Source organism: Phaeobacter sp. JH20_37 (genome assembly GCF_048056015.1).
Taxonomy (GTDB): Bacteria; Pseudomonadota; Alphaproteobacteria; order Rhodobacterales; family Rhodobacteraceae; genus Phaeobacter; species Phaeobacter bryozoorum.
The window spans coordinates 831,817-844,326 of record NZ_JAYMWW010000013.1; the positions used below are offsets into that span (position 1 = coordinate 831,817).

The following is a 12,510-nucleotide window of genomic DNA, read 5'->3' on the forward strand; positions in this document are numbered from 1 at the left end:
GGCCGGAATGCCCCCGCCCGACACGCGCGCAACTGGCCCGGCCAGGCGCGGCCTTAGTGCCAGATTGAGACCAAACGTCACGACAGCTGGTCAAACCCGGCCTTGGCCCCTTGCGATTGCAGACAAGATCAGGCACCAATCCACCGGATTGCCGCCAGCCGACGGACGCTGCGCGGATGAGGATAAGGATCGATTGCGATGACCGACGGTATGCTGGATATGAACGCGAAACCCACCGAGACCCTTTCGGTGCGCGATGTGTTCGGAATTGATACGGATATGACCGTCAAGGGCTTCGCCGACGGCTCCGACCGGGTTCCGGCTCTGGATCCGACCTATAAATTCGATCCCGAGACCACATTGGCCATTCTGGCAGGCTTCAGCCACAACCGCCGCGTGATGATCCAGGGCTACCACGGCACCGGTAAATCGACCCATATCGAACAGGTCGCCGCGCGCCTGAACTGGCCCTCCGTCCGGGTGAACCTCGACAGCCACATCTCCCGGATCGACCTCATTGGCAAGGACGCGATCAAGCTGCGCGACGGCAAGCAGGTCACTGAATTCCACGAAGGCATCCTGCCCTGGGCGCTGCGCAACCCGGTTGCCATCGTGTTCGACGAATATGACGCGGGCCGCGCGGACGTGATGTTCGTGATCCAGCGCGTTCTGGAGCATGACGGCAAGCTGACGCTCCTCGATCAGAACGAGATCATCACCCCGAACCCGTTCTTCCGCCTGTTTGCCACCGCCAACACCGTTGGTCTGGGCGATACCACTGGCCTCTATCACGGCACCCAGCAGATCAACCAGGCCCAGATGGACCGCTGGTCGCTGGTGGCCACGCTGAACTACCTCAGCCACGACGCCGAAAGCGCCATCGTCCTGTCCAAGGCGCCGCATTACAACACCGAGAAGGGTCGCAAGACCATCAGCCAGATGGTCACCGTCGCCGATCTCACCCGCACCGCCTTCATGAACGGCGATCTCTCCACCGTGATGTCGCCGCGGACGGTGATTAACTGGGCGCAGAACGCCGAGATTTTCCGCGATGTGGGCTATGCCTTCCGCCTGTCGTTCCTGAACAAATGCGACGAGCTGGAGCGCCAGACCGTCGCCGAGTTCTACCAGCGCTGCTTTGACGAAGAGCTGCCGGAAAGCGCTGCAAGCGTTTCGCTGGGCTAACAGCAATGTGCCGCCCGGCCGCAAGGCCGGGCAGCGCCCGAACTGCCCCCGCCAGACCGAAGGTTTGCCTCCGGCAAAACGGGCGGGCGCTTCGCCTCTCACCCCGCCGGGACCGGCGCTGCCCTATCCGCAGCAGTGCCACTGGACTTTTCCGACACGAGGGGGGATGCTCACAAGGGACTAGGTGCGACCATGAAAAAGCCCAACGACAACCCCGCCGATCCGTTCAAGAAGGCGCTGGCCGAAGCCACCAAGGTCATGGCCAATGATTCCGAGCTGAACGTCTCCTACTCGGTCGACCCTGCCGGTCTGTCCGGCGACAATATGCGGCTGCCTCAGGTCTCCCGACGGATGACCCGCGAAGAGGTACTGCTGGCCCGTGGCACCGCCGATGCGCTGGCGTTGCGCCACAAATTCCACGACCCCGCCACCCATGCCCGCTATGCCCCGCCCGGCGACATGGCGCTTGATCTCTACGAGGCGCTGGAATCCGCCCGCTGCGAAGCGATGGGCGCGCGGCACATGCCCGGCACCGCCTCCAATATCGACGTGAAGATCCAGAACGAAGCCCTGCGCAAGGGTTACGACCAGATCAAATCCGCAACCGAGGCGCCGCTGGCGGTATCCGCCGGCTATCTGATCCGCCATCTGGCGACCGGCCGCCCGATGCCCGAGGCCGCCGCCAATGTGATGGAACTGTGGCGCGGTTTCATTGAGCAGCAGGCCGGCGACACACTGGCCAATCTCGGTGACACCATCGAGGATCAGGCCGCATTCGCCAAATTCGCGCGGCAGGTGATCACCGATCTGGGCTATGGCGACCAGCTGGGCGACGACCCGGATCAGCTCGACGACGAACAGGACAGCGACGCCGAAGACGACGCCGAGGAGCAGCAGGACCCCGACAGCAGCGGTCAGGACGACTCCGAAGAGGAAGAGGCCGACGCCAACCCCGAACAGGCCCAGGAGCAGCAGCAGGACGAAAGCCAGGCGCAGGTCTCGATGGACGAGATGGCCGATGAAGAGCTTGCTGAAGATACCGAAATGCCCGATGGCGAGGCTCCGCTGGACCCGCCACCGCCGCCCGCTGTGTCGGAGGCTGATCCCGACTATAAGGTCTTCGATGATGCCCATGACGAGGAAATCGCCGCCGAGGATCTCGCCGAACCGGCGGAACTGGAACGGCTGCGCGCCTATCTGGACCAGCAGCTGGAACCGCTGAAAGGGGCCGTCTCGCGGCTTGCCAACAAATTGCAGCGCCGCCTTCAGGCGCAGCAGAACCGCTCGTGGGAGTTCGACCTCGAAGAGGGCATTCTGGACGCCGGCCGTCTGGCCCGCGTGGTGGCCAACCCCACCACGCCGCTGTCGTTCAAACGGGAGAAAGACACCGAATTCCGCGACACCGTGGTGACGCTCCTCTTGGACAACTCCGGTTCCATGCGCGGTCGGCCAATCTCCATCGCCGCGATCTGCGCCGACGTTCTGGCCCGCACTCTGGAGCGCTGCAACGTGAAGGTCGAAATCCTCGGCTTTACCACCCGCGCGTGGAAAGGCGGGCTCGCGCGTGAGGCCTGGCTCAATGACGGTCGCCCACAGCTCCCCGGCCGTCTGAACGACCTGCGCCACATCATCTACAAAGCCGCCGATGCGCCGATGCGCCGGACCCGCGACAATCTTGGCCTGATGATGAAAGAGGGCCTGCTGAAGGAGAATATCGACGGCGAGGCGCTGGAATGGGCGCACCGCCGCATGGTCGCCCGTCAGGAAGCCCGCAAGATCCTGATGGTGATCTCCGATGGCGCGCCGGTGGATGACAGCACGCTGTCGGTGAACCCGGCCAACTATCTGGAAAAACACCTGCGTGATGTGATCGCGATGGTGGAGCGGCGCAAACAGGTCGAACTGCTGGCCATCGGCATCGGCCATGACGTCACCCGCTATTACGATCGCGCCGTGACCATCACCGATGTTGAACAGCTGGCAGGCGCCATGACCGAGCAGCTGGCCGCTCTCTTTGACAGTGACCCGCGCGCTCGCGCCCGGGTGATGGGCATCAAACGCGCGAGCTGAGCACGCCAGCCGCGCCGCTCTGAATCAAAGCCCCGCGCCGCTTCGGTGCGGGGCTTTGTGTTACAGGGGTTGCGGGACGTCGCCGGATTTGGAACAAGTGTTCGCGACAGAGCGCGCCGTGACTGCCGCGCCATTTCCTTGTTCCTGCCGACGTTGCGCAACACCCGCCCAGAAGGGCCTGCCGCTGCGCCCTGACCAACCGTCGCGGACCACCCGAAACAGATGGAGGGAGCCGATGTTCCAGACCTTCGACGTGACAGCCCGCCCGGAACAGGGCCCGCCCCGCCTCAAGGCTTTGCGCACCGAATTGCAGCGCGAGGGGCTCGACGGCTTTCTGGTGCCGCGCAGCGATGCCCATCAGGGCGAATATGTCGCCCCCGGCGATGAACGTCTGGCCTGGCTCACCGGATTTACCGGCTCTGCGGGCTTCTGTGCCGTGCTGCGCGATGTGGCCGGGGTGTTTATCGACGGGCGTTACCGCACGCAGGTAAAACAGCAGGTCGCGGAGGTCTTTACCCCGGTGCACTGGCCCGAGGTACAGCTGGCCGATTGGCTGAAGGAGCAGCTGCCGACCGGGGGGCGCATCGGCTATGACCCCTGGCTGCATTCGGCCAGCCAGATGCAGGGGCTCGATCTGCACGGGTTTGAATTCGTGCCGGTCGACAATCTGGTAGATCGCATCTGGCAGGATCAGCCCACCCCGCCGGTGCAGCCCGTCATCGCCCATCCGCTCAGCTATGCAGGTACATCCGCCTCCGAAAAGACCGCCTCTCTGGCCCAAGAGCTGCGCGACGCCGGACATAGCGCCGCCGTGATCACCCTGCCAGATAGCATCATGTGGCTCCTGAACATCCGCGGCAGCGATATCGCCCACAACCCGGTCGCCCACGGGTTTGCCATCCTGCACGCCGACGCGCGGGTCGATCTGTTCATGGCGGAAGAGAAGCTGACGGGTGTCAGGGATCACCTCGGCGCGGATGTGGCCGTTCATGCGCCGCAGACCTTCCTGTCAGCCGTGGCAGAGCTGGCGCAGGCCAAAGATGCCTCCGTCACCGTCGATCTGACGACCCTGCCCCGGATCGTCGCCGATCAGCTCGGCGATGCGCTGGTTGCGGCCGGTGACCCCTGCGCCCTGCCCAAGGCCCGCAAATGCGCCGCCGAGATCGCAGGCAGCGCCGCCGCTCATCTCCGCGATGGTGCCGCCGTGGTGGAAACCCTCGCCTGGCTGGACGCCCAGCCCTCCGGCAGCATCACCGAAATCGACGTGGTCAAACATCTCGAAGCCACCCGCCGCAAGGATCCGAAGCTGCGCGACATCAGCTTTGAAACCATTTCGGGCACCGGCCCCAATGGCGCCATCATCCACTACCGGGTCAGCGAGGACAGCAATGCCGCGCTGCTGGACGGGCATCTGCTGGTGCTGGACAGCGGCGGGCAATATCTGGACGGCACCACCGACATCACCCGCACCCTCGCCATCGGCACCCCACCGCAGGAAGCCCGCGAGGCCTATACCCGCGTTCTGCAGGGCATGATCGCCATGTCCCGCCTGCGCTGGCCCAAGGGGCTTGCCGGTCGCGACATCGAGGCGGTGGGACGAATGCCGCTCTGGCTGGCCGGGCAGGACTTCAACCACGGGCTTGGCCACGGGGTCGGCGCCTTCCTCAGCGTACATGAAGGCCCCCAGCGGCTCAGCCGTGCCGGCACCGTACCGCTGGAACCCGGCATGATCCTCTCCAATGAACCGGGATATTACCGCGAAGGCGCTTTTGGTATTCGCATTGAGAACCTGTTGGTGGTAGAACCGGCGCCTGAGCTGGACAGCGCCGACGCCGAACGCGAAATGCTGAGCTGGCGCACCCTGACCTACGCCCCGCTGGACCGCCGCCTGATCGTGGTGGACCTGCTCACCACGGCAGAGCGGGACTGGCTGAACGCCTATCATGCGGATGTAGCCGCCAAGATAGGACCCAACGTAACAGACCCGGCACAACGCTGGCTGGATGCCGCAACGGCGCCGCTGTGATACCGCAGTGTTACATCTGAAGACGACATTGATCCGTGACGAACGACGTGAAGGAAAAGACCATGACAAAGATCCATATTCGCAAAGCAGAAGGCACCTGGGTGGTGCGCTCCGGTGGTGCCGTGCTGGGCGAGAGCAGCAACGCGCTTGAGCTGAGCGAGGGCGATCTGGCGCCCGTCATCTATTTTCCCCGTGGCGACATCGCGACAGCCTTCCTCGACCGCAGCGACAAGACCACCCACTGCCCGGCCAAGGGCGATGCCAGCTACTTCTCGATTGTGAACAAATCATCCGTGACCGAAAACGCGGTCTGGAGCTACGAAACCCCCAATGAGGCCGTAGCGCAGATCAAGGACCACCTTGCCTTCGTCACCGGTGACACCGTGAAAGTGGAGCGGATCTAGGCCCGGCTCGATCGGCAAAAACACGCTCTTATGCAGTCAGGGCGCCCCGTCTCGGGGCGCCTTTTTCGTGGATAAGCAGCCTTTCGCTCATCAGGAAACCGCGCTGGGAACCGGGCAACCCACCGCCCGCAGGCCCCGGCGCAGCGGCGCGCGATTGTCGGAAAACGCCATCTGATGGGTCGCGAACGGATCCGAAAAACGGCCACTGACGCGGTCGGAAAATTCGGACTTCACATATTCACCCGATACAGCAATTAGAAAGATGCACGTATAACGATCATATTGATCGTTATTTCGCTACCGTTTTTGCAGGCCAAAGAGAGCCCGCCCGGAACCCTGCCCCAGGACCAAATAAGATACCGACGAAGAAACAAATAGGCGCGACGGATGTCGCATGTCCCCCTAGTTCAGGATGGTCTGACAAAGATGCTGACGCGCGGCCTCGACGGCCTCACCGGTACAGAACATCTGTGCATCCCGTGCGCTTTGAACGACATAGTCGATCAGGGCCTCATAAGACGCCCGCTCATTTTCCTGCTCTACTGCCTTCGCCACTGTTTCAGCCTCTGTCGGGCTGATTGTTTTGTGTTGCATGTTTTCACTTCCGAAGAATGATCACCATTATCCTTATGTTAACCATATTTAAGCCGCTGGGCCGATAAAGGTTAAAATTTCTTCCGGAAAAAAGCGAACACCCGTTTCAGAAATATCACATATTTGGGATCGTCTTTTGCGGGTAAACTTGTCTTTAAGCGACGGCTTTATGGGAAATGTCGCAAATTGACGATGAGCCGCCGTAGTTTTCAATCCTCAACTATGCTCCTCCGCAGCCGCCGCAGCCAGCGCACGGGTGTAGGCTTTCAGCGAATCAATGTGGTAAAGGGCCCCGATGAGATTCGGCGGATTATCGCCACCCTCCCCTTCGGCCAGTACCGGCAGATAGCTGAGATCGGCCCGGTCGAAGATCGGCATCGCGGCCTCCAGCGAGGCCGAGGCGCGGACCGACAGCCCCTGGTCAATCAGCGCGGCGCAGTCCTCCGCGCTGGCGCAACGCGGATCGCCCAGGGGCCGCATCACCGCTCCGGCGCGCAGCATCGACAGCAGATAGGCCTGTGGCCCCGCCGCGCAATGAATATTGCGCCGCTCCAGCTGGGTGAGAAAGAACGACCGGTCGACAATCCGCGACGCCAGCGCCGTCGACATCGACACCGCCACCATCACCGCCAGGCCGATCTGCCAGTCGCCGGTCAGTTCGAACACGATCAGCGTCGTGGAAATCGGCGCGCCCAGCACCGCCGCCGCCACGGCGCCCATCCCGGCAAAAGCATAGAGCGTATGCGTCCCCGACACATCCGGCAGCACAGCGGTCGCAATCAGCCCAAAGGCGAGCCCGGTCAGCGCCCCGACCATCAGCGACGGCGAGAACACCCCGCCCCCCATGCGCCCGCCCATGGTGATCGCCACGGCCGCGGTTTTGACCATGGCAAAGAGAATGGTCTGATGCAGCACCAGCGCGCCCGTGAGGGCCAGAACCGTGGTTTCATAGCCAACGCCAATGATATGGGGAAACCAGACCGCAAGCCCGCCCAGCAGCAGGCCAGAGGCCGCCGGACGCAGCCAGCGCGGCAGACCCAGCTTTGTCTGCACCGCATTGCCGATTTCCTCGGCAAAGAAGATCGACCGCATCAGCACCACCGCCACGATCCCGCAGATCAGCCCAAGCATCAGAAAGGCCGGCAGCTCGACGTAGAATTGCAGCGCCCCCGGCGTGATCAGGTCGAACTCCGTCACATCGCCATATTCCAGCCGGTTGATCACGGTTCCGGCCACCGAGGCGATGACAATGGGCGCAAAGGCATGGACCGCGAAATGCCGCAGCACCACCTCCAGCGCAAAGAGCGCCCCGGCAATAGGCGCATTGAAGCTGGCAGAAACCGCCGCCGCCACCGCACAGCCCAGGAGATCGCGCCCGGTGATGCCATCGGCCTGAATGCGATTGCTGACCCAGGTCGAGATCACTCCCGCCATATGCACCACCGGCCCCTCGCGACCGGTTGATCCGCCGGTACTGAGCGTGATCAGAGAGGCACAGGCAGACGCCAGACCGGCGCGAATTTCCACCCGCCCATCGCCAAGCGCGGCCCCCTCGATCACATCGGCAACGGATCGCACCCGGGCATCCGGCGTAAACCGGTGCAGGATCAGCCCCACCACCAGCCCGCCAAGGGTCGGAATGATCATCAGCCAGTACCAGGGCATGTCCTGTGCGAAACTATGCAGGAAATTCACATCCTCCGCGCCATAGACCCAGGCCTGAAAGGCGGTGATCCCCTTGCGGAAGAACAGCGCCGCAAACCCGGCAGCGATCCCGATCAGCAAGGCGATAAACCAGAATTGAAACTGGCTCGGCCCCCGGTGGCGCAGCACCCGCCAGACATCCCGCACGCCAGCAACCCCCTGAGCCAGCTGGGCGGAAATGGCGGAGCGTATGGTCTGTGGCATGAACCCGATTGTCCCGGTGTCGTTCTTGTCTGTTTACGCGGCAAACTATCGGCAGGTTGGTTAAGCCATCGTGAAAACTCAACAGCTTAGAACGATCCGGGCAACAGTTTTAGCTCAGCCCACCAGCAGCGCCCTGGCGGCAGCGCGGGCCTCCGAGGTGATTGTATCACCTGAAACCATACGCGCCAGCTCATCGACCCGCTCGTCCTCATCCAGCGGCACCACCTGCGACAGCGTCTGCCCGTCGACAACCTGCTTCTGCACCCGCCAATGATGCGCACCCTGGGCCGCCACCTGCGGCGAATGGGTCACAACCAGCACCTGCCCGCCATCGGCCAGCGCCTTCAGCCGCCGCCCCACCGCATCCGCCGTCGCGCCGCCCACGCCGCGGTCGATCTCGTCAAAGATCATCGTCTGATTGCCGGTCTCGCCGCGCAGGCAGACCTTCAGCGCCAGCAAAAAGCGGCTCAGCTCACCGCCCGAGGCGATCTTGTTCAGCGGCCCCGCCGGCGCGCCGGGGTTTGTGGCCACGGTAAAGGCAACCGCGTCCTTGCCCTCCGGTCCCGGCTCGGCCTCGGTCAGCCGTGTTTCAAACACCGCGCGTTCCATCTTGAGCGGGGCCAGCTCAGCCATCACCGCCGCATCCAGTGCCGCCGCCGTCTCCCGCCGCGCCGCCGACAGCTGCGCCGCCGCCCCCGTATAGGCCGCCTCGGCCTCGGCCAGTGCGGCCTCCTGATCGGCGAGATCCTGATCCCCGGCATCCACCGCCGCCAGTTTCTCGCGCAGGGTTTCAGCATAGCCGCCCAGATCATCAGGCAGCACATCATGTTTGCGGGCCAGCGCGCGGATGGCAAACAGCCGCTCCTCGCTCTCTTCCAGCTCACCGGGATTGAACTCCAGCCCGTCGAGCACACGGGCAACGCCATCCTGCGCCTCACCCAGTTCGATCATCGCCCGCAACAGCGCCGCAATCGGCGCATCCAGCGCCGAGTCTGCCTGCGCAGAGACCCCTTCCAGCCAGCGCTGCGCATCCCCCAGTGCCGTCTCGGCACCATCGGTCAGGATGCTCTGGGCGCGCTGGATATCGCCACGGATCCGCTCGGCGGACTGCATCTCGCGGCGGCGCTGATCCAGTGCAGCATCCTCGCCGGGCTGCGGGTCAAGCGCGTCCAGCTCCGCCACCGCATGGCGCAGGAAATCCTCTTCGGCGCGGATGGCCTCCAGCGCGGCGCGGGTTTCGGCAACGCTCTTTCGGGCGCGGCTGGCAGCGGCCCAGCGATCGCGGACGGTCCGCAGAAGATCGCCAAGACCGGCAAACTCATCCAGCATGGCGCGGTGGCCGCGCGGGTTCAGCAGGCCCCGGTCATCATGCTGGCCATGCAATTCCAGCAGCGTGTCCGACAGCGCCCGCAGTACCTCGCCCGAACAGCGCCGGTCATTGACCCAGGCGGTCTTGCGTCCCTCGGCGGTGTTCACCCGGCGCAACAGCAGCGTATCGCCTCCGGGCAGCCCCGCCTCAGCCAGCACCGCATGGGCCGGATGGTCTGGCGACAGCTCGAACTCGGCCAGCACCTCCCCCTGTTTTGCGCCCTGGCGCACCAGTTCGGCCCGGCCCCGCCAGCCCAGCACAAAACCAAGCGAATCCAGCAGGATCGACTTGCCGGCCCCGGTCTCCCCGGTCAGCACGTTGAGACCCGGCTGAAAATTCAGCTCAAGATGGTCGATGATCAGGATATCGCGAATATCAAGCGCGCGCAGCATGGCCCGGCCCCAATTGCGGAAGTGGCAATTACAGCCACTCCCCCTTGATGGACTGACGGTAGATCTGGCTCAGCCAGTTGTTGCCAACATCGCGCATTTTCAGCCCGTTGTCTGTCAGCAGCTTAAAGCTGTCCTCATACCATTCGGTCGATTGATAGTTATGGCCCAGAATGGCACCGGCGGTCTGCGCCTCATTCACCAGCCCCAGCGACAGATAGGCCTCGACCAGACGGTGCAGCGCCTCTGCGGTATGGGTTGTGGTCTGGAAATCCTCGACCACAACGCGGAACCGGTTCACCGCCGAGGTATAATGCCCCTTGCGCAGATAGTAGCGGCCGATCTCCATCTCCTTGCCCGCCAGATGGTCAAAGGCAAGGTCGAACTTCAGGATTGCCGAGCTGGCATATTCGCTGTCCGGGTAGACCTCGATCACGGTGCGCAGCGATTGCAGCGCCTGAAAGGTCAGGCCCTGATCGCGGCCCACTTCGTCGATCTGATCATAGTAGCTCAGCGCCAGCAGATACTGCGCATAAGCGGCGTCTTCTTCGGTCGGGTAGAAGTCGATATAGCGCTGTGCGGCAGCGCGGCTGTCCTCGTAGTCACGCCCCAGATGATAGGCATAGGCCTGCATGATCAGGGCCTGTTTCGCCCAGGAGGAGTAGGGGTAAAGACGTTCGATCTCGGAGAAGTAAAAGGCCGCATCCTCGGTCCGGTTGCGCTCCATCTCGAATTCGCCGCGCTCGTAGATCTGCTCCGGGGTGAACCCGTCAAGTGGCTGCGAACTCTTGGCCGCGCCCCCGTCTCCGCCACATCCCGAAAGCGCAGCTACGAGTAGAACCGCGCCGATGGTTTTGGCTGCCGCCCCCATGCCCATCATGTTCGCCTAACCTCACCGTCATTTACTTACGGGTGTGAACCCCGGTTCTGCCCGGTCTAGCACATTCAATTGACGCGCAAAACGTCTTTAACCGATTTCCCGCCCACTTGGCAGAGAAAGCGCGGCGGGGTCAAGAGTGCGAAGCAGCCCCCGCCCGCCACAACATGGCCCACGCCAGCCGATACCCCATGCCGCGCCGGGGTTCGCCGCATCCGAAAACATTGGTCAATATGAGGTGAGCGCTGCAAGGATCCGAACCAAACGGGATCTGGACAAATCCCGGCAAGCCGCGTTGGGGCACGCTGAGGCCGCGCGCTGCGCCGTGAAGCCGCCGGTGTGATCTTCGAACCGCCCCGCCCCTCTAGGGTCACGACCTAAGGACGGCTCGAAGATCTCCCCCGGTGCCCCCGGCGCAATCTGCCCCGGTCGGGCTGCGCCAACGCATAGGCCTGTATTGGATCGAACTGTGGTGCAGTCTGCGCCCGGCGTCTGTGCTGCAATCATCAGTTCGCGAGTGACCGGAGTACTGTCGTTGCAGCCCGCGGTCCGGTTGGCGCCGGGTGCACCCCGATTGTCCGGGGGAACCCAGGTTGAACGTCAGGCCCCCCAGCCGACGTTCCCGCCCGATAGCCTCAATTCAGTTACGCTACGCGGCGCGCATCGGTCGGGATCTCCGCCCAGACCAGCCCCTGCCCCGGCAGGCGCGCTGTCATCGCCGCATCGCAGCTCACCTGACGCACCGCGCCGGGTGTCGCAAAGACCGCCCGCAGCAATGTGTTGGTCAGCGAATGACCGGCACGCTCGCCGATATAGTGGCCAAAGACCGGGCCACCCGCCAGCGACAGATCACCAAGCGCGTCCAGCATCTTGTGGCGCACCGGCTCATCCGAGTGGCGCAGACCCGCGCCGCTCTCGACCTGCGGGCCGTCGAACACAACCGCGTTCTCGCCGGGGACACCCCCCAGCGCCAGACCATTGGCCTGCATGCTTTCGACGTCAACGCGACGGCAGAAGGTGCGGCTGTCGCAAAGCTCACGCGCAAAGGCACCATTGCGCAGATCCAGCGTCTTACTCTGACGGCCAATCGCCGTCTCGGCAAAGTCGATGTGGAACTCGATGGTCAGGCGGTTGCTCGGCAACAGGGTGGCGGTGGCACCGTCATGGCTGACACTCACCGGCTTCAGGATCTGATAGGCGGTGACCGGCGCCGCAAGGCGCTGAATACCGGTCTGCATGATGCCCCGCACGAAATGCGCCGAAGACCCATCCATGATCGGCACTTCCGGGCCGTCGATATCAATCATCACATTGTGGATGCCACAGCCCGCCAGCGCGGCCATGATATGCTCCACCGTGGAAACCGAAACACCGGAGGCATTGACCAGCCGCGTGCACAATGGCGTCCGCTCGACCCGGTCCCAAAGCGCCGGCACCATGGTGTTGCCCAAAGCGATGTCAGTGCGCCGGAAGCAGATGCCGTGGCCAGCCGATGCAGGCTTCAGGATCATGCGAACGGGTTTGCCGGAGTGGAGCCCCACACCGTCAAACGTCACTGATGCTTTAAGCGTATTCTGCACGATGGCCTCATTCCGTAAGGGTGGGCCGTACTTGGGCCCTTGTTGCGGAACAGAGGTAAGGTGTCACTTCGTTAGGCTCAACTCAATCTTTGTAACGGAATGAAACAT

The 12,510-nt window shown here is 63.5% G+C and carries 9 protein-coding genes; 4 read left to right on the forward strand and 5 right to left on the reverse strand.

The features are described from left to right. The first annotated feature begins 198 nt into the window (after positions 1–198). From cobS to VWZ87_RS08820, 4 genes are all read left to right on the forward strand, one after another. The gene (cobS, locus tag VWZ87_RS08805; protein WP_416536769.1) at positions 199–1,185 is read left to right on the forward strand and encodes a cobaltochelatase subunit CobS; all 987 of its coding nucleotides are present in this window, start codon (positions 199–201) and stop codon (positions 1,183–1,185) included. A 192-nt stretch (positions 1,186–1,377) separates the two neighbouring features. Continuing rightward, positions 1,378–3,255, forward strand: coding sequence for a cobaltochelatase subunit CobT (gene cobT, locus VWZ87_RS08810; protein WP_416536768.1), 1,878 nt, complete (start codon positions 1,378–1,380; stop codon positions 3,253–3,255). Positions 3,256–3,490: 235 nt separating this feature from the next. Further along, positions 3,491–5,281: an aminopeptidase P family protein gene (locus VWZ87_RS08815; RefSeq protein WP_416536767.1), complete on the forward strand. Its 1,791-nt coding sequence runs from the start codon at positions 3,491–3,493 to the stop codon at positions 5,279–5,281. A gap of 62 nt (positions 5,282–5,343) precedes the next feature. Beyond that, a complete protein-coding gene (locus VWZ87_RS08820; RefSeq protein WP_340545056.1) occupies positions 5,344–5,685 on the forward strand; it encodes a DUF427 domain-containing protein in 342 nt (113 codons plus the stop codon). A 402-nt stretch (positions 5,686–6,087) separates the two neighbouring features. Here VWZ87_RS08820 and VWZ87_RS08825 read toward each other — a convergent pair whose 3' ends face one another. The 5 genes from VWZ87_RS08825 to lpxC all read right to left on the reverse strand — a co-directional run bounded on the left by VWZ87_RS08825 (position 6,088) and on the right by lpxC (position 12,402). Further along, positions 6,088–6,279, reverse strand: coding sequence for a hypothetical protein (locus VWZ87_RS08825; protein WP_340545054.1), 192 nt, complete (start codon positions 6,277–6,279; stop codon positions 6,088–6,090). Positions 6,280–6,495: 216 nt separating this feature from the next. Next, positions 6,496–8,187: a chloride channel protein gene (locus tag VWZ87_RS08830; protein ID WP_340545053.1), complete on the reverse strand. Its 1,692-nt coding sequence runs from the start codon at positions 8,185–8,187 to the stop codon at positions 6,496–6,498. A gap of 114 nt (positions 8,188–8,301) precedes the next feature. Continuing rightward, positions 8,302–9,948 carry a DNA repair protein RecN gene (gene recN, locus VWZ87_RS08835; RefSeq protein ID WP_340545052.1) on the reverse strand — a complete coding sequence of 549 codons (1,647 nt, stop codon included), beginning with the start codon at positions 9,946–9,948 and terminating at the stop codon, positions 8,302–8,304. 28 nt (positions 9,949–9,976) lie between these two features. Next, positions 9,977–10,825 (reverse strand): outer membrane protein assembly factor BamD, encoded by an 849-nt coding sequence (locus tag VWZ87_RS08840; protein ID WP_340545051.1) that lies wholly within the window; start codon positions 10,823–10,825, stop codon positions 9,977–9,979. 641 nt (positions 10,826–11,466) lie between these two features. After that, positions 11,467–12,402, reverse strand: a complete 936-nt coding sequence (lpxC, locus tag VWZ87_RS08845) for a UDP-3-O-acyl-N-acetylglucosamine deacetylase (protein WP_416536765.1) — start codon at positions 12,400–12,402, stop codon at positions 11,467–11,469. Positions 12,403–12,510 lie beyond the last annotated feature (108 nt).